Here is a 17571-nt window from a genome sequence, read left to right as displayed (position 1 = left end):
GCGAGAAGCCTCCCGCGCCGCGGCCCCGCGAGCCGGCGCCCCGCCGTCTCACACCTTCCACGTGCCCCGCGCCGCCGCGTCCCGGGCGAACTCCGTGAAGTCCCTCGGCGGGCGGCCGAGCACCCGCTCGACGCCGTCCGACACGTACGCGTTGCGGCCGTCCAGCAGCGACGCGAACAGCTCGACCAGGAACGCCGCCTCCCCGTCCGGCACCCCGAGCGACGTCAGCACCTCCCCGTACGCACGCGGCGGCACCGGCCGGTACACCAGCGCGCGGCCCGCCGCCGCGCCGATCTCCGCGACCGCCGCGCCCCAGGTCAGCAGCCGCGGCCCGGACACCTCGACGTTCCGCCCGGCGTACGCGCCGTCTCCCAGCACCGCCACCACGACGTCCGCGATGTCCCGCGCGTCCACGAACGGCTCCGGCACCTCACCGCCCGGGAACACCAGCTCCCCGCCCAGCCGCAGCCCTTCCACCAGCGGGCCCTCGCTGAAGTTCTGCGCGAACCACGACGCCCGCACCACCGTCCAGTCCGCGCCCGACGCGCGCAGCGCCTCCTCGGTGGGCAGCGCCCGGTCCTGCCCCCGCGCCGACAGCAGCACCAGCCGCCGCACACCGACACCGGCCGCCGCCCGCGCCAGCTCGCCCACCTCCTCGGCCGCGCCCGGGGCGCCGACGTCCGAGGGGTGCACCAGATAGGCGGCGTCCGCGCCGCGCAGCACGTCCGCCCACGTCGAACGGTCCCGCCAGTCGAACCCCGTACGCCGCGACGCACCCCGCACGGTCATCCCCGCCGCGCGCGCCGCCTCGGCCACCCGCCGCCCGGTACGCCCCGAAGCGCCCGTCACCACAACCGTCATGTCCCGCGTGCTCTGCTCGTTCTCCGTCATGGCAGCGAGTCAACTGCCGCGCCGGGCCCCGGAACCATCGCCGAGCGGCTCATCCCCATACGCCCGCGTCTACGCTTGGCCCATGGATCCACTCGCGGGCCTGCTGGAAGGCCCCCGCGCGCGGGGCGCGTTCATGATCCGGGCCTGCTTCGACCCGCCGTGGGCGGTCCGCGTCGAGGACCGGGCGCCGCTGTCGGTGATGCTCATGGTCCGCGGCGACGCCTGGATCCTGCCCGAGACGGGCGAGCCGGTGCGGCTGCGGGCCGGTGACCTCACCGTCGCGCGCGGCCCCGGCGCCTACACCTGCGCCGACCACCCGGACACCGAGCCGCAGGCGCTGATCCTGCCGGGCGGCGAGTGCAGCTACCCCGACGGCCGCTCGCTCAACGGCTCCATGGACCTCGGCGTGCGCACCTGGGGCGACCGGCTCGACGGCGGCACCGTCGTGCTCATCGGCACGTACCTCATGCGCGGCGAGATCGGCGGCCGGCTGCTCGACGCGCTGCCGCCGCTGCTCACGCTCACCTCCGACACCTGGGACTGCCCGTTCACGCCGCTGCTCGCGGCGGAGATCGTGCGCGACGAACCCGGCCAGGAGGTCGTCCTCGACCGGCTGCTCGACCTGCTGGTCATCGCCGCGCTGCGCGCCTGGTTCGCCCGGCCCGAGGCGGCGGCGCCCGCCTGGTACGTCGCCCTCGCCGACCCGGTCGTCGGCCGGGCGCTGCGCCTGATCCAGGACGACCCCGCCCACCCCTGGACGGTCGCCGCGCTCGCCGCCAAGGCCGGGGTGTCCCGCGCCGCGCTGGCCCGCCGCTTCACCGCGCTGGTGGGCAGGCCGCCGGTGACGTACCTCATCGGCTGGCGCCTCGCCCTCGCCGCCGACCGGCTCCGCGGCACCGAGGACACCGTCGCCGCCGTCGCCCGCCAGGTCGGCTACAGCACCGCGTTCGCCCTGTCGACCGCGTTCAAACGCGTGTACGGGGTGAGCCCGCAGGTGTATCGGGCGGGATGACGCCAGGCGTCCGCCGAGGAGCGCTGGCGGGACCGGCCGCGGGCGGCGTAACCTGGCTGGCGTGTACGTGGAACGGGCGGCCCGGCTGGCCGACGCGGTCGTGTGGAGCACCACCCCGGCCGGTCCTGGGCGCGTCCTGCCCGACGGCTGCATGGACCTGCTGTGGCGCGAGGGCACCCTGCTGGTCGCCGGTCCCGACACCCGCGCCCACGTCACCGGCGGCCCGCCCGCCGCCTGGGCCGGCGTCCGCTTCTTCCCCGGCACCGCGCCCGCCCTCCTTGGCGTGCCCGCCCACGAGCTGCGCGACCGGCGCGTCCCCCTCGCCGACCTGTGGCCGGCGCCCCTCGTACGGCGCCTGACCGCGCAGGTCGACGCGGCCGGCGACCCGGCGGCCGGCCTGGAGGACCTCGCGCTGCGCCGGGCCGCCGAGACCGGGGCCGGCGCGCCCGACGCGCTGCTGCGGCACCTGGTGACCGGCCTCGCCGCGGGCCGCCCCGTGGGCGCGGTCGCCGGCGAACTCGGCCTCACCGCACGCCAGCTGCACCGCCGCGCGCTGACCGCCTTCGGCTACGGCCCCAAGACGCTGGCCCGCGTGCTGCGCCTGCAACGCGCCCTCGCGCTGGCCCGGTCCGGTGTGCCCCTCGCGGCGACGGCCGCCCGCGCCGGATTCGCCGACCAGGCCCATCTGACGCGCGACGTGCGGGACTTGACGGGGCTCACGCCGAGCGAGCTACTGGGCCGCCGGTAGCGGCGCGAACAGGTCCACGCCGTTGCCGTCGGGGTCCAGCAGCACGGCGTACCGCTGCCCCCACACGGCGTCCCACGGCTTGAGCTCCCCGTGACAGCCGGCGCCCACCAACTCCTCGTACAGCGCGTCCACTTCGCCCGGGCCGTCGCAGCGCAGGGCCAGCGAGGTGCGACCGCCGTCGGCGGGCGGCTGCCAGCCGGGGTGGAAGGACCGCACGGTCTCCTCGGTGTCCAGCAACAGCCGCAGCCCGCCCGGTAGTTCGGCCTCGGCGTGCGGCAGCCGCTCGGCGCCCTCCGGGAAGGCGAACCCGAGCCTGCGGTAGAAGGTGACGGAAGCGGCCATGTCGGAGACGACCAGGCCCACGGCATCGAATCGTGCACTCATGCGGCCACCGTAGGCAGCACCGCCGCGGCCGGTCTTGAAGGAATCGGACGCCACTCCCTGCCGGGGGCGGGGGGATGCGCCGAGAGGCCCGGGCGAAGGTCACCGGCCCCCGGCGCGTCCCCACGGTGCAGGCGGGACCGGCCGGGCCGGTGGTCAGCGGCGGGCCGACGCCGAGCGCGGACAGCGGGGGACGGACCCGGTCCGGTGGGGGCGCGCTCGCGGACAGGGACCTCGGCGGTGTGACGGGCGGCCCCGTCGCCGGGTGGGCGGAGGCGCCCCGGTCGATGCGGAGCGGCACAAGACCCGAGGGGTGCGAGCCGTCCGTCAGCCGCCACCGCGGCAGCGTGCCGTCCGGCCGGCGGCGGCTCGTCGGCCGCACCTCGCCCCGATCGTGCCCCAGCGCCCGTGCCGCCGCGCCCGCCGCGCCCGGGTCCGGTGGGCGTGCCGCCCAGGTCAGCGTCCGCGGCGCGGTCGGCCCGTCCACCCCGAAGGGACGGGGCCCCGGCGGAGCGGGCTGCTGCGGGTCCGGGCCGATGACCCCCAGACAGCGGTCGCCGCCCGGACCGGCCAGGTGGTCGCGGGTGCCGAGCCCGACGTGCGCGCCATCCGGCACGGGCCCGACCCCCGTACGGCGGGCGAAACCGGCGACCGTCGCAGCCAGGTCCGGGATCCCGAGGACGGGACGGTCCAGCAGCGCGGTAACCGTCTCCATCGCCGCCGAGGCCACGCAGCCCGGGTGCGCCCACGGAGCGCTCGCTCCGAGCCGCCGAAAGATTTCGGCATGATCCACTCCCTGGGCCAGGCCGCGTCACCGGCATAGGCTCGGCGCATGGCGCCTCGACTCCTCGTCTTCACCCGCACCACGGACTACCGGCACGACTCCATCCCGGCCGCCGTCGCCGCCCTGCGCACCCTCGGCGACTTCGACGTCACCGCCACCGAGGACCCCGCGGTCCTCGAAGCGTCCCTGGACGACTTCGCCGCCGTCGTCTTCCTCTCCACCAGCGGCGAGGTGCTGACCCCGGCGGGCCGCGACCGGCTCGCCGCGTACGTCGAGGCGGGCGGCGGCTTCGTCGGTGTGCACGCCGCCGCCTGCACCGAGTACGACTGGCCCTACTACGGCGAACTGCTCGGCGCCCGCTTCGACCGCCACCCCGCCCTCCAGCCCGGCAGGGCCGTCGTGGAGGACCGGGACCACCCGGCGACCCGGCACCTGCCGGCCGTCTGGCACTTCACCGACGAGTGGTACGACTTCCGCACCAACCCGCGCCCCGCGGTACGCGTCCTCGTCAGCGCCGACGAGACGTCGTACGAGGGCGGCGGCATGGGCGAGGACCACCCCCTCGCCTGGTGCCGCGAACAGGGCCGGGGCCGGGTCTTCTACACGGCCCTGGGCCACACCCCGGAGGCGTACCGGGATCCGGACTTCCGGTCCCACCTGCTGGGCGGCATCACCTGGGCCGCACGCCTCTAGACCGGGGACAGGGGCCGGGGTACGGCTGCGGCAGCGCCTACAGGGCGTCCTGGAGGCCGACGCACCGCCGCTTCTGCGGGAGCCAGTCGACGGCGCGGTTCAGCTCGGTCAGGATGCCGCCCACCTCGGAGCGCGGACCCGTGTACGTGAACTCGACGGCGGGGGAGCGGCCGTAGGTCCTCAGGACGCTCACGCCGTCCTCCTTCAGGCGCGTCTCGTCCAGCACCCAGTCGACGCCGTTGGCCGTGACGCACAGATTGACGTTCGGGGGGAGTTCCTCGGCGCCGCAGCGCAGCACGGCCGCCCGGCCGCCCCAGGAGGCGACGGCTTCCCCGATCGCCCAGTCGCGCGACATGCCCGGTATGTCGTCGGGGGCGCGCGAGACGACCTTCTCGCACCGGGGGTCGCCGGCGTGCGGGGCGGCGGAGATCCGGTGGGCGTCGACGAACAGCAGACCGGCGACCGCCGCGGCCACGGCCACGGCGAGGGCGATCCACGTGCCGAGGCCGGGCCTCCTGCGCCACCTGCTCGTTTCAGGGCTTCCGGCCTGCATGTTCCGATCCGCTGTCGAGGAAGTCCGTGCCGCCCGTCACCGGCTGCCGTGCCCGGCCGGGCGACTGCCAGCCTAGCTGTTGCGGGTCATGACGCTGGTGGCGGAGGGTTCGGGGCGGTCGGCGGGGCGGGATCGGTCGTGGGCGGTCTGGCCCGGACGACGGCTTGGTCTCCTCGCGGACCGAACAGGTGCAGGATCTCCACGGCGGTGGTGTCCGCGGGGCCGAACCAGTGCGGCTCGGTGGTGTCGAACTCGGCCACTTCGCCGGGCCGCAGCGTGAAGTCCTGCGCCCCGAGGATGAGGCGCAGCCGACCGGCGAGGACGTAGAGCCATTCGTAGCCCTCGTGGGTGACCAGTTCAGGCCGGCGCGGTGCCAGCACCTGCTTGAAGACCTGCACGCGGCCCGGGTACTGCGTCAGGGGCACCAGGACGCTGCCGCGCCCCTTGTTCAAGGGCCGCAGGTGCACCCGAGGGTCACCGCTGGCCGGCGCCGCCACCAGCTGGTCGAGTGCGACGCGGTGCGCCCGTGCCAGCGGGATGAGCAGGTCCAGAGTCGGGCGCCGCCTGCCCGATTCCACCCGGGACAGCGTGCTGACGGAGATCCCGGTCGTGGTGGCGAGTGCCTCGAGTGTGAGTCCCCGTTCCCGGCGCAGCCTGCGCAGCCGGGGCCCGATGCCGTCGAGGATCTGCTCCAGCTCCGCGTCCCCGGATTCTGTGTTCATGGACCCAGTTTTGCAGTGTTCGCAAAACTGCTGGGCCGCGGCCGTGACTCGGCGCGAGCCTTGCCGGGCATTGTTCCCGGACATCAGAGGTAGACGTGACCGCGACGACACACCCTGTTCACCCCATGCTCAGTGCGCGCAGACGCTGGACGGTACTGGCCGTCTGCTGCCTGAGCATGTTCCTGGTGGGCCTGGACACCACCATCGTCAACGTGGGTCTGCCGGCGATCGGGCGCGGCCTGGACGTCGAAACGCGCGGTCTCGAATGGATCGTGGACGCCTACACCCTCGTCCTGGCCAGTCTCCTGATCTCCTCCGGCGCACTGGCGGACCGCTTCGGACGCCGCCGGGTCTTCCAGTGCGGGCTGGCCGTGTTCGGCGCGGCCTCACTGGTCTGCGCGCTCGCCCCGTCGGCCGGCGTACTCGTCGCGGCCCGCGCCCTGCAGGGCATCGGCGCCTCGATGCTCAGCCCCGTGGCGCTCGCGATCGTGGTGAACGCGATGCCCGACCCGAAGGAACGGGCGCAGGCGATCGGCATCTGGGCGTCGGTGTTCGGACTGAGCATGGCCGCCGGACCCGTCACGGGCGGCGCGCTGCTCGCCTGGCTCGACTGGCGGGCGCTGTTCTGGATCAACGCCCCCGTCATCGCGGCCGCTCTGCTGCTCAGCGCGGTGTTCGTGCCGGAGTCCCGGGCACCGCGGGCCCGGCGGCTCGACCTGCCCGGCCAGGTCCTGCTGACCGTGGTCCTCGCCGTCGTGGTCGGCGTCCTGATCGAAGGGCCGCGCATCGGCTGGACGTCGCCCGCGGCGCTGGCCGGATACGCATGCGCTGCCGTGGCGGCAGCCGCATTCGTGCGGGTCGAGTCCCGCCGACGTGAGCCGCTCATGGATCTGCGGCTCTTCGGGCGCCCGGCCTTCAGCGGTGCCGTCGTGGGCGCGGTGGCGGTCTTCGTCGCCCTGAACATGACGCTGCTGCTGAACACCCTCTACCTGCAGCACACCCGGGAATGGACGCCGCTGGCCGCCGGCCTGGCGACCTTGCCCCTGGCCGTCGGAGCGATCGTCTGCGCCCCCTGGTCCGGCCGCATGGTCGGCCGCACGGGGCCGCGGCTGCCGCTGCTCCTGGCCGGCGGGTTCATCACGGTCGGCGCTCTGTGCCTGGTCCGGCTCACCCCGCACACGAGCGTGCCCCTGCTGTTGGCCGCGTACTCACTCATCGGCATCGGGTTCGGCTTCGCCAACGCCCCGATCACCAACACCGCGGTCAATGGACTGCCACCCGCCCGTGCCGGCGTGGCCGGGGCGATCACCTCCACCGCACGGCAACTCGGCGCCGCCGTCGGCATCGCTCTCGCCGGCGGCCTGGTCACGGCCACCAGCCCGACGGGGCTCGCACACGCGTCCCGCCCGGGCTGGATCCTGGTCGCCGCCTGCGGCGTACTGCTCTTCCTCGTCGCCCACACCTCACGGGCGAAGGGAGCCTCCACGGGCCCCGCCCCCTCGCCAGCGCGGTGAGCCGCGTGACACACCCTCGCAGTGGGTGAACCGCTACCGCGGACGCGGCGAGATCGGCCCCCTGGACCGCTCCTCGACGCCGAGAACAGGCCCCCGGCAGCTCAACCACGTCGTCGGCGTCATGGCCTAGGGCACCTGGCTCCGCCCCGGAAACGCCCTGGCTCCGCCCCGGGACGCCTCTCAGGGGCGGGCCGTGCTCGCCCGTTCCACCAGCCGGGTCGACAGCTCGGTCCGGGTGCCCTCCGGCCGGTCGCCGTCCATCATCCGGACCAGCAGCCGCAGCGCCGTGGCCGCCATCTCCGCCAGCGGCTGGCGCACCGTGGTCAGGGCCGGGCGCACCCAGCGGGCCTCGGGCAGATCGTCGAAACCCACCACACTCATGTCGTCCGGCACCCGCAGGCCCCGCTCGGCCAGCGCCTCGTACACCCCCAGCGCCATCCGGTCCGAGCAGGCGAACACGGCCGTCGGCGGCTCCGGCAGATCGAGCAGCTCCAGCGTCCGGCGCCGCGCCACGGACCCGTCGAACCCGGCGTGCCGCACGTACTCCGGGCGGTGCCGCACGCCCGCCGCGGCCAGCGCCGAGCGGTACCCCGCGACCCGCGCGCTGCTGCACATCCTGCGCCGGTGCCCGGCGAGCACGGCGATCCGCTCGTGCCCCAGCGCCAGCAGATGCTCCGTCGCCGTCACCCCGCCCTGCCAGTTCGCCGCGCCCACCGACACCACGCCCGCCGGCGGCTCCACGACGGGATCGATCATCACGAACGGGATGCGGTGCTGCTCCAGCCACGCGTACTGCGACTGGCTCAGCTCGGCCAGCGTGAACAGTACCCCGGACGAACCGCGCGCCACCAGCTTGTCCAGCCAGCCCCGCTCCGGCCGCCCGCCCCGGGTCCGGCCCAGGCCCGCGCAGACCACGACCTCCAGCCCCGCGTCGTACGCCGCCTCCTCCACGCCGTGCAGCACCGCGCCCGACCAGGAGGTCTCCAGTGAGTGCACGACGAGATCGACGAGCCGGGGCGCCTTCGCCAGGTCGAACCGGGGGCGGCGCACGTAGCCGAGCCGCTCCAGCGCCTCCGCGACCCGGCGGCGGGTCGCGGGCGCGACGTCCTCCCGGCCGTTGACCACCTTGGACGCGGTGGGCACGGACACGCCCGCCTCGCGCGCCACGACCGCGAGGGTCGGCCCCGCCGCCATGCTCGCACTCCCCGTACGGACCATCGGGAAACCACCTCTCCGGCCCGCCCGAGGGCCTGGGGAGAAACAGAGCCGCCACTGACGCCGCAGACGCCAGGAACGACTGGGACGGACAGACGATAGAAAGCGCTTCCTAATGTAGGTGGGCGGAAACCCGGCGGGAAGACGGGGAGCGCCACGTGGATCCACCGGAACGCGGCGGGCAACACTGCCGGAACCGCAACGGCGTGGGCGAAGGAGGCCGGCGGGGACGTTGCGGCGGCCTTGAGGGCGGGGTCGGGTGCGGGCGGCCGGGCGGGCGCCGGTGAGTGCCTGGCGCCCGTTACGCGCCGCACCCCCCGTCTCCTGCCCTCACCGTCCGCGCGATCCCCGCGACGGTCTCCGGCCCCACCCGGCAGCAACCGCCGATCAGGCGGGCCCCGGAGGCGTGCCAGGCCCTGACCCGGTCAGGGGTGAAGGTGGTGCGGCCGGTCCAGGCGCGGGCCGCGGGGTCCCAGGTCTCACCGCTGTTGGGGTAGGCCACGACCGACTTGCCGGTGACGCGGGCCGCGGTCTCGATCGCGGCCCGCGCGTCCTCGGGCGCGCAGCAGTTGACGCCGACCGCGATCACCTCGTCCGCGTCGGCGGCCAGGCCGAAGGCCTCCTCCAGCGGCTGCCCGGCGCGGGTGCGGTCCCCGGCGACGCTGTACGACAGCCAGGCCGGCACCCCCACCCCGCGCACCGCCCGCAGCAGCGCCGCGGCCTCGTCCGCGTCGGGCACCGTCTCCAGGGCGAGGACGTCGGGCCCGGCGGCGGCCAGCGTCTCGACGCGGGGGCGGTGGAAGCGCTCCAGCTCGGCGACGGTCAGGCCGTACCGGCCCCGGTACTCGGAGCCGTCCGCGAGCATCGCCCCGTACGGGCCGACCGAGGCGGCCACCCACAAGGGCCGCGTGGCGCCGCCCGACCGGGCCCGGCGGGCGGCCTCGCGGGCCGACTCGACGCTGAGGGTGAGGAGTCCGGCGGCGTGGGCGCGGTCGATGCCGCGGCGCGCGAAGCCCTCGTACGTGGCCTGGTAGCTGGCGGTGATCGCCACGTCCGCGCCCGCCGCGAAGTAGGCCAGGTGCGCCTCGGTGATCGCCTCGGGCCGCTCGGCGAGCAGCCGGGCCGACCACAGGTCGTCACTGAGATCGTGCCCGGCCGACTCCAGCTGGTTGGACATCCCGCCGTCGAGGACGACCGTCCCCGTGGTGAGGGCTTGAAGGAGGGAGGGCGTGCCGGTCATGCGCCGACGGTAGTCCACGACGGCCGCGGGGACGGCGGCCCGCCCCCGCCCCGCACGCCCGCCTCGGCGCACCCCGTTGACCTCCTCCCGCCCCGGCCGTACCTTTTCGGCGTTCGTCATGTCAGATGTTGTCCGAAATAACGGACGTGGAGATGGTGAACGGGTCCGCACGCCCCCACGAGAGGCAGGCCGCATGAGCCGCGAGCACGATCTGCCCCAAGTCCCCGAAATCCCCGAAGGCCGCGAAGTCCCCAGCCGCAGAACGCTGTTGAAGGGTGCCGCGGCCGCCGGCGCCCTGGCCGCCGTCCCCGGAGCCGCCCAGGCGGCGTCCCCGTCCCCGAAAGCAGCCCCGTACGTGAACCCGCTCGTCCGCAACCGCGCCGACCCGCACATCCACCGCCACACCGACGGCTTCTACTACTACACGGCGACCGCCCCCGAGTACGACCGGATCGTGCTGCGCCGCTCCCGCACCCTGAACGGCCTCGCCACCGCCGGGGAGTCCGTCATCTGGCGCAAGCACGCCACGGGCGCCATGGGCGCCCACATCTGGGCGCCGGAGATCCACCGCGTCGACGGCAAGTGGTACATCTACTTCGCCGCCGCGCCCGCCGAGGACGTCTGGGCCATCCGCATATGGGTGCTGGAGAACGCCAACGCCAACCCCTTCCACGGGCGTTGGGTGGAAAAGGGCCAGGTCAGGACGGCATGGGAGACCTTCTCCCTCGACGCCACCACCTTCACCCACCGCGGCACCCGCTACCTCGCCTGGGCCCAGCACGAGCCCGGCATGGACAACAACACCGCCCTGTGGCTGTCGAGGATGGCGAACCCCTGGACCCTGACCGGCCCCCAGGTGCGGCTGTCGACACCGGAGTACGCCTGGGAGTGCGTGGGCTACAAGGTGAACGAGGGCGCGTCGGTCATCGCCCGCAACGGCCGCCTCTTCATGTCGTACTCGGCGAGCGCCACCGACGCCAACTACTGCCTCGGCCTGCTCACGGCCGACGCCGGCAGCGACATCATGAACCCCGCCAACTGGTCCAAGTCGCCCACCCCGGTCTTCACCAGCAACGACACGACCAGGCAGTACGGCCCCGGCCACAACTGCTTCACCGTCGCCGAGGACGGCCGCACCGACGTCCTCGTCTACCACGCCCGCCAGTACAAGGAGATCAACGGCGACCCGCTGCACGACCCGAACCGTCACACGCGCGTGCAGACACTCGGCTGGAAGCCCGACGGCACCCCGGACTTCGGCGTCCCCGTCGCCGACACGGCACCCGTGGGCACGCCGTCCGCCGGCGCGGCGGAAGGGGGCGTGTGACATGAGGCGTGCCCATGCGTTACTGCTCGCCCTGTGCCTGGCCCTGTCCGGCGCCCTCGCCGGTGCGGGCCCGGCCCAGGCGGCGCCCCAGACGGTCACCAGCGGCACACAGTTCACGGACACCTCGGGCAACCCGGTCCACGCGCACGGCGGCGGCATCCTCAAGGCCGGCTCGTACTACTACTGGTTCGGCGAGCACCGCAACGCCGACAACACCTTCCGCTACGTCGACGCCTACCGCTCCACCGACCTCAAGAACTGGGAGTTCCGCAACCACGTCCTCACCGAGTCGAGCGCGCCCGAGCTGGCCACCGCCAACATCGAGCGCCCGAAAGTGATGTACAACGCGTCCACCGGCAAGTTCGTCATGTGGATGCACAAGGAGAACGGCACCGACTACAGCGAGGCCCGCGCCGCCGTCGCCGTCTCCGACACCGTCGACGGGAACTACGCCTACCGGGGCAGCTTCCGGCCGCTCGGGCAGCACATGTCCCGCGACATCACGGTGTTCACCGACACCGACGGCGCCGGCTACATGGTGTCCGCCGCCCGCGAGAACTACGACCTGCACATCTACCGGCTCACCGCCGACTACACCGGCGTGGCGAGCCTGGTCGCCAACCCCTGGCCGGGCGGCCACCGCGAGGCACCGGCCCTCTTCAAGCGCGACGGCGTCTACTTCATGCTGACCTCGGGGGCCACCGGCTGGAACCCCAACCAGCAGCAGTACGCCACGGCCACCTCGCTCGCCGGCCCCTGGTCGGCGATGCGGAACACCGGCGACTCCACGGCCTACGGATCGCAGACCGCGTACGTGCTGCCGGTGCAGGGATCCACGGGCACGTCGTACCTCTACGCCGGCGACCGCTGGGGCAACTCCTTCGGCGGCACCGTCAACGACTCCCGCTACGTGTGGCTGCCGCTGACGTTCCCCAGCTCGACCACGATGTCCCTGTCCTGGTACCCGGAGGTCACCGTCGACACGGCCGCCGGAACCGTCGTCGGCACCGGCGCCACCTACCAGACGCTGACCGCCCGGCACAGCGGCCGGTGCGCCGACGTCACGAGCCAGTCGCTGTGGCAGGGCGCGCAGATCAAGCAGTACGACTGCAACGGCGGCGGAAACCAGAGGTACTGGTTCAAGCCCGTCGCCGGCGGCCACCACCAGCTGATGGTGCGCAACAGCTCCCTGTGCGTGCAGGAGAACGCGCACACCGTCACGCAGGAGAACTGCACCACCTCGGCCGCCCAGCAGTGGACCGTGACCGCCACCGGAAGTCACGTGACCGTCCGGTCCCGCGCGACCGGCGAGTGCCTGGACGTCTCCGGCGGCTCCACCGCCAACTCCACGCCGCTGATCACGTACGCGTGCAATGGCGGGACCAACCAGCAGTGGACCCGCGGCAGCTGACGCCGCACAGTCGGTGCCACACGCCGGCCGGTACCCGCGGGACGGATACCGGCCGGCGCGGTCGCGGTCGAGGGGCGATTGAATCGTTTTGCCGACAAGGGCTGGAAGCGCTTCGCATCCGGCGATACGGTCCGGCTGCACGCCCCTCGCCCTCTGGAGCAGTCATATGAGACGTTTCAATAGCGCCGTGCCGGCGGCGATCGCCCTGAGCACCGCCCTGTCCGTCGCCCCCGCCCACGCCGACGCGAACGCCCCGTCGCCCGGCACGGCCCACTGCACCGTCACCGCCTGCCACTTCGACGTCCCGCCGGGCACGTACGACGTCAAGGTGCTGCTCGGCGGTGACGCCGCGTCCAGTACCGCCGTCGGCGGGGAGGCCCGGCGCGCCCTGCTTCCGGAGACGCCCGTCCCGGCCGGGGAGCGCGTCGCGCGCAGCTTCACCGTCGACGTCCGCGATCCCGAGGGCGAACCGACCGGCGCCGGGGGAACACCCGGCCTCGACCTCACCCTCGACGGCGCCGCGCCCGCGCTGGCCGACATCCGGGTCAGCCCCGCCCGGCACGCCCGGCGGATCTTCCTGGTCGGCGACTCGACGGTCTGCGACCAGTACCTCGGCCCCTACGCGGGCTGGGGCCAGCAGCTGCCGCAGTACCTGCGCAAGGGGCTGTCCGTCGCCAACCACGCCGACTCGGGCGAGAGCACGGTCAGCTATCTGAAGGACCCGAGGCTGTTCGCCACCGTCCGGCCGCTGATCCGCCCCGGTGACCTGGTGCTGATCCAGCTCGCCCACAACGACAAGACCACCGACGGGCCGACGTACCGCGCCAACCTGGAGGCGCTGGTGGCGGGCGTGCGCGAGAAGGGCGGCGAGCCGGTCCTGGTCACGCCGATCGTGCGCCGCTGGTTCAACGCCGACGGCACCCTGAACAACGGCACCGCCCTGCTGGTGAACGGCCTCGGCGTCGACCACCCGGCCGTCGTCCGCGAGGTCGCCGCCGCCGAGGGCGTACCCCTGATCGACCTCACGGCGAAGACCAAGGCGCTCGTGGAGTCCCTCGGAGTGGAGGCGTCCAAGGCGCTGTACCTGTACAACGAGAAGCGCGACAACACGCACACCTCGGTGCGCGGCGCCACGGCGTACGCGGATCTGGTCCGCGACGAACTCGTCGCCCAGGGGCTGGTGCCGGGCGGTCTGACGCGCGGGGAGTGAACGCGGCCGCCGGGTGCGCGTACGGAGCAGCGCGGCGGCGGCGCGGGTGTGACCGCCCCCGCTCCAGGTCGTTGAGCCGGGCATGGACAACACCAGGCGCGCACTCGCCGCCGTCATTCTCACGGTGGTCGTACTGGCCACCGGTGCCGCCCAGGCCGTCGCGCTGCCGGACCCGAGCACGCTGCTCCCCAACACGTCGGGCCCCTTGGTCCACACGGAGTTCGGCGTGGAGGGCCCGCTGCTCAACAACCTCGTGCTGCCGAAGGCCGTCTAGGGGGTGCCTGCCACAGCGCCTCGGCATGCCCGTCCGGTCAGGCGCCGGGCGCGGCCCTCGCCGCGACGCACGACGTGCGGGCGGGCCGGACACCGGTCGGGCCGGCACCCCCGTACGACGACGTACGCGCGCTGAGCCGGGGCTGACGGTTACGCGCGGGGCCGGGTCGGCCAGTTCTCCAGGGCGACGTGCAGCGCGTCCACGATCCGCTCCCACGACGCCCGCACGTCACGCGGGGCGCCGAAACCGCCGCCTGCCTCCAGCGAGCAGAAGCCGTGGAAGGCGCTGCGCAGCAGCCGCACGGCGTCCGTGAGGTCGGGTTCCTCGAGGCCGTACGTCCGCAGCAGGCCGTAGGTGACCTCGACGGTCCGGGCCATCACCGGGCTCGTGGCGACGTCCTGGTCGATGCGGATCTGCGTGGCCGCATACCGCCCCGGATGCTGAAGGGCGTACGCCCGGTAGGCGTCGGCGTACGCCGCGAGCGCGTCCCGGCCCGAGCGACCGGCGACGCCTGCCGCGATCCGCTCGATCAGTTCGGCACCGGCGAGCAGCGCCATCCGCGTCCGCAGGTCCCGCAACCCCTTGACGTGCGAGTAGAGGCTGGCGTCCTTCACGCCGAAGTGCCGTGCCAGCGCCGACAGGGTGACGTTCTCGAAGCCCGTCTCGTCGGCCATGGCGACGGCGGCTTCGGCGAGTCGGTCGGCGCTGAGACCGGCGCGGGGCATGGGCGGGAGTCCTCCGGGAGCGGCGGGCAGAGTGGGGTCACAGCCTTCGACCGTGGGGTGGGAGCGAAGTTTCCCACAGTGCGGCGGCCCGTGCCCGGCAGGGCCGGAATATCGCGGATCGGCATTCCGGTGGTATGCGTGGCGGAATTCCGTCTTGGGCGGGGGTGTTCGCGCGCCTAGTATTCGGTGTGGCACGGGAAATCGTCGCATCCGCCGAGAGAGAGGAGTGTGAAATCTCGAATATTGAATTCTGCTCCGTTCGGCTTCTTTCCGTGGTGGCGCGAGTCCCCGACAGCCAGCCCTGATCAGCGCGGATCTCGAACGCGTCGTCGGTGAGCTGTCGGAGCCGGTGCGTCTGTTTCGGGAATCCGTGCATTGCGCCGGGTGCGCTGTATTCGGGGTTCCCGGTGCGTCGCGTCACACCTCTGTGAATCTCCGGTTTTCGCGGGTGAACCGGTCGTGGTGGCCGGGGCGGAGCGGCTCCCGCCCCGGCCTCTCACGTGCCGACGGCATTTCGCGTACCACCCACCCAAGGGTCGTTCAACGTTCATCTTCCCCGTCGATCCTCCCCACGCGGCCACCACGCGCCGCGCACGGCAGCCGCGAGAAGGCCGCGGCACTCGGGAGGCACAGCATGGGGCACGGTCATCACCACCACGGGCATCACCACCACGGGCACGGGCACGGCCATCACCACGGGCACGAGACGACGGCACCCCTGCCCGCCGCCTTCGACACCTCCGTGCCCGACGAGGCCCTGACCCCCGAGCAGCAGTCGCGCCGCTCCCTGCTGCGCCGCGCCGGTCTCCTGGGCGCCGGGCTCGCCACCGGCAGCGTGCTCGGCACCGGCGCCACCCCGGCCGCCGCCACCGACGGCCGCCGCCCCAAGGGCTTCCTGTGGCTGGCCGGTGACCACCACATCCACACCCAGTACAGCAGCGACGGCAAGTACCGCGTCGTCGACCAGGTACGCCAGGGCGCCCGGCACGGCATGGACTGGCTGGTCATCACCGACCACGGCAGCGCCACCCACGCCAGGATCGGCGTCGAGAAGGTCAACCCGGACATCAAGGAGGCCCGCGCCGCCCACAAGGACACCCTCGTCTTCCAGGGCCTGGAGTGGAACATCCCCGCCGCCGAGCACGGCACCGTCTTCGTGCACCCCGGCAGCAACGAGGTCTCCGTCCTCAAGCAGTTCGAGACCGACTACGACGGCAGCGTCAGGGGCGCCTCCGACTCGACCCCCGCCAACGAGGCCCTCGCCGTGGCCGGCCTGGCCTTCCTCGGCGAGCAGATCAAGCGCCGCACCATCAAGGACGCGCTGATGCTCGCCAACCACCCGGCGCGCCGCGGCGTCGACTCCCCGCACGAGATCCGCGCCTGGCGCGACGCCACCGGCACGGACCGCCAGATCGCCGTCGGCTTCGAAGGCGCCCCCGGCCACCAGGCCGCCGGCCTGCCCCAGCCGCTCGGCATGGGCCGCGCCCGCGGCATCTACGACAACAACCCCGGCGCCAACTCCTTCCCCGGCTACCCCCTGGAGAGCTACCGCACCTGGGGCGGCTTCGACTGGATGACCGCCACCGTCGGCGGCCTGTGGGACAGCCTCCTCGCCGAGGGCAAGCCCTGGTGGATCACCGCCAACTCCGACTCCCACCAGGTCTACGCCGACACCGCGGTGCGCGGCCCGGGCGGCGACTTCACCGCCAACGGCCGCTACGAGGACCCGGTCTACGGCGGCCGGATCGACCTCACGCAGGGCGACTACTGGCCCGGCCAGTACAGCCGCACCCACGTCGGCTCCGACGCCTTCACCTACGCCGCCGTCATGGACGGCATCCGCGCCGGCCGCATCTGGGTCGACCACGGCCAGCTCATCAGCGGCCTCGACGTGCGGGTCTCCGGCGCCGGCAAGTGGGCCACGCTCGGCGGCGCCCTGCACGTCAAGAAGGGCTCCCGCGTCACCCTCACCGCCGACGTAGCCCTCGCCGGCGGCCCCAACTGGGCCGGCTTCGTGCCGCGGCTGGCCCGCGTCGACGTCATCCGGGGCGACGTCACCGGCCCGGTCGCCGACCAGGACACCTTCACCGCCCCGACCGCCAGGGTCGTCACGTCGTACGAGGTGAACAAAGCCCGCGGTACCGTCCGCCTCACCTACGACCTCGGGCGCGTCGACCGGCCGCTGTACGTCCGGCTGCGCGGCACCGACGGCCGTCGCGGCGCCGTCGGCGCGATGGGCGCGGCCGTCGACCCGGCGGGCCCCGCGCTCGACGTCGTCGGCGACGCCGACCCGTGGCTCGACCTGTGGTTCTACTCCAACCCGGTGTGGGTCCTGCCGTCGTGACGCCGTACGCCCTCACCATCGACGCGGGGGCCCGGGAGCTGCGCGCCGCCGACCGTCTGCTGCACGCGCTGGCGGCCCGGCTCGCCCTCCCGGAGGACGTGTACGGCTGCACCCATCTGGTGCGCGGTGACCGCCCGCGCGTCGCCGTCTCCCTCGCCTGCGCGTCCGAGCCGCTCCTGCGCACCGCCCGGGAGCGGCTCACGGCCGACGGCCACCAGGTGACGCCGGGCGTGCCGGACGCGTACGGCAGAGCGGTGCTCTATCCGGGCGCCGCCGCGCTGACCGGCACGGTGACGGTCGCGGAGCTGCTGGACCGGTCCGCGATCGACCGCGTGGCCGTGCTCGGCTCCGCGCGGGCACCGGACGCGGATGCGCGCCTGGTCACCCGCGGGCATGTGCGGCCGCAGTGGCAGAGCGGCGAGTTGGTCCTCACCGCGATGCCCGCCTCGGGCGGTGTCCTCGTGCCCTTCGAGGTCCCGGACCCCACGCCCTGCTGCGCGGACCACTGACCGGCCGCGGCGGCCGGA

18 protein-coding genes and 1 pseudogene are annotated in these 17571 nt (G+C 74.0%); 11 read left to right on the top strand and 8 right to left on the bottom strand.

Going from position 1 to position 17571, the window contains the following annotated elements:
* Positions 1–48: 48 nt before the first annotated feature.
* Complete coding sequence (locus tag AB0M97_RS01995) at positions 49–891, bottom strand: NAD(P)H-binding protein (protein ID WP_365958741.1); 843 nt, start codon at positions 889–891, stop codon at positions 49–51.
* Between the two features lie 82 nt (positions 892–973).
* Between AB0M97_RS01995 and AB0M97_RS01990 the strand changes: the two genes are divergently transcribed.
* Both AB0M97_RS01990 and AB0M97_RS01985 read left to right on the top strand, forming a co-directional pair.
* Positions 974–1903 carry an AraC family transcriptional regulator gene (locus tag AB0M97_RS01990; RefSeq protein WP_365958740.1) on the top strand — a complete coding sequence of 310 codons (930 nt, stop codon included), beginning with the start codon at positions 974–976 and terminating at the stop codon, positions 1901–1903.
* Positions 1904–1964: 61 nt separating this feature from the next.
* Positions 1965–2651, top strand: a complete 687-nt coding sequence (locus tag AB0M97_RS01985) for a helix-turn-helix domain-containing protein (RefSeq protein ID WP_365958739.1) — start codon at positions 1965–1967, stop codon at positions 2649–2651.
* Here AB0M97_RS01985 and AB0M97_RS01980 read toward each other — a convergent pair.
* Together AB0M97_RS01980 and AB0M97_RS01975 are read right to left on the bottom strand one after the other, a co-directional pair.
* Positions 2634–3035 (bottom strand): VOC family protein, encoded by a 402-nt coding sequence (locus AB0M97_RS01980; protein ID WP_365958738.1) that lies wholly within the window; start codon positions 3033–3035, stop codon positions 2634–2636. The genes AB0M97_RS01985 and AB0M97_RS01980 overlap by 18 nt on opposite strands.
* 205 nt (positions 3036–3240) lie before the next feature.
* Positions 3241–3747 (bottom strand): annotated as a pseudogene (locus tag AB0M97_RS01975) (VOC family protein); the annotation flags it as partial.
* Between the two features lie 117 nt (positions 3748–3864).
* Between AB0M97_RS01975 and AB0M97_RS01970 the strand changes: the two are divergent.
* Positions 3865–4509, top strand: coding sequence for a ThuA domain-containing protein (locus AB0M97_RS01970; protein WP_365958737.1), 645 nt, complete (start codon positions 3865–3867; stop codon positions 4507–4509).
* A gap of 37 nt (positions 4510–4546) precedes the next feature.
* Here the strand turns inward: AB0M97_RS01970 and AB0M97_RS01965 are convergent, their stop codons facing one another.
* Together AB0M97_RS01965 and AB0M97_RS01960 are read right to left on the bottom strand one after the other, a co-directional pair.
* Positions 4547–5062 carry a DUF3515 family protein gene (locus AB0M97_RS01965; protein WP_365958736.1) on the bottom strand — a complete coding sequence of 172 codons (516 nt, stop codon included), beginning with the start codon at positions 5060–5062 and terminating at the stop codon, positions 4547–4549.
* Positions 5063–5148: 86 nt separating this feature from the next.
* Complete coding sequence (locus AB0M97_RS01960; protein ID WP_365958735.1) at positions 5149–5784, bottom strand: helix-turn-helix domain-containing protein; 636 nt, start codon at positions 5782–5784, stop codon at positions 5149–5151.
* 125 nt (positions 5785–5909) lie between these two features.
* Here AB0M97_RS01960 and AB0M97_RS01955 point away from each other — a divergent pair, with 125 nt between their 5' ends.
* Positions 5910–7298: an MFS transporter gene (locus tag AB0M97_RS01955; RefSeq protein WP_365958734.1), complete on the top strand. Its 1389-nt coding sequence runs from the start codon at positions 5910–5912 to the stop codon at positions 7296–7298.
* 25 nt (positions 7299–7323) lie between these two features.
* Positions 7324–7428, top strand: a complete 105-nt coding sequence (locus AB0M97_RS01950) for a hypothetical protein (protein ID WP_365958732.1) — start codon at positions 7324–7326, stop codon at positions 7426–7428.
* A 50-nt stretch (positions 7429–7478) separates the two neighbouring features.
* On the opposite strand, the gene AB0M97_RS01945 is transcribed toward AB0M97_RS01950, so the two are convergent.
* Both AB0M97_RS01945 and mmuM read right to left on the bottom strand, forming a co-directional pair.
* The gene (locus tag AB0M97_RS01945; protein ID WP_365958731.1) at positions 7479–8516 is read right to left on the bottom strand and encodes a substrate-binding domain-containing protein; all 1038 of its coding nucleotides are present in this window, start codon (positions 8514–8516) and stop codon (positions 7479–7481) included.
* 298 nt (positions 8517–8814) lie between these two features.
* Positions 8815–9753 (bottom strand): homocysteine S-methyltransferase, encoded by a 939-nt coding sequence (gene mmuM, locus AB0M97_RS01940; protein ID WP_365959022.1) that lies wholly within the window; start codon positions 9751–9753, stop codon positions 8815–8817.
* Positions 9754–9946: 193 nt separating this feature from the next.
* Between mmuM and AB0M97_RS01935 the strand changes: the two genes are divergently transcribed.
* From AB0M97_RS01935 to AB0M97_RS01920, 4 genes are all read left to right on the top strand, one after another.
* Entirely contained in the window at positions 9947–11080 is a 1134-nt protein-coding gene (locus AB0M97_RS01935; protein ID WP_365958730.1) for a glycoside hydrolase family 43 protein, read from the top strand.
* A 1-nt stretch (position 11081) separates the two neighbouring features.
* On the top strand, positions 11082–12491 hold the full coding sequence (locus AB0M97_RS01930) for an RICIN domain-containing protein (protein ID WP_365958729.1): 1410 nt from the start codon (positions 11082–11084) through the stop codon (positions 12489–12491).
* A gap of 166 nt (positions 12492–12657) precedes the next feature.
* Positions 12658–13701, top strand: coding sequence for a rhamnogalacturonan acetylesterase (locus tag AB0M97_RS01925; RefSeq protein ID WP_365958728.1), 1044 nt, complete (start codon positions 12658–12660; stop codon positions 13699–13701).
* Positions 13702–13783: 82 nt separating this feature from the next.
* Complete coding sequence (locus AB0M97_RS01920; RefSeq protein WP_365958727.1) at positions 13784–13975, top strand: hypothetical protein; 192 nt, start codon at positions 13784–13786, stop codon at positions 13973–13975.
* Positions 13976–14124: 149 nt separating this feature from the next.
* Here the strand turns inward: AB0M97_RS01920 and AB0M97_RS01915 are convergent, their stop codons facing one another.
* Positions 14125–14700, bottom strand: a complete 576-nt coding sequence (locus tag AB0M97_RS01915) for a WHG domain-containing protein (RefSeq protein ID WP_365958726.1) — start codon at positions 14698–14700, stop codon at positions 14125–14127.
* 634 nt (positions 14701–15334) lie between these two features.
* On the opposite strand from AB0M97_RS01915, the gene AB0M97_RS01910 reads away from it, so the two are divergent.
* Entirely contained in the window at positions 15335–17044 is a 1710-nt protein-coding gene (locus AB0M97_RS01910) for a PHP domain-containing protein (RefSeq protein ID WP_365958725.1), read from the top strand.
* Complete coding sequence (locus tag AB0M97_RS01905; RefSeq protein ID WP_365958724.1) at positions 17041–17553, top strand: hypothetical protein; 513 nt, start codon at positions 17041–17043, stop codon at positions 17551–17553. Before AB0M97_RS01910 ends, AB0M97_RS01905 begins: the two co-directional genes overlap by 4 nt.
* Positions 17554–17571 lie beyond the last annotated feature (18 nt).

The sequence above is a fragment of the Streptomyces sp. NPDC051207 genome (assembly GCF_040682395.1).
Taxonomy (GTDB): domain Bacteria; phylum Actinomycetota; class Actinomycetes; order Streptomycetales; family Streptomycetaceae; genus Streptomyces.
Note: the sequence above shows the minus strand (reverse complement) of the source record. Positions and strands in the feature narration are given on the sequence as shown.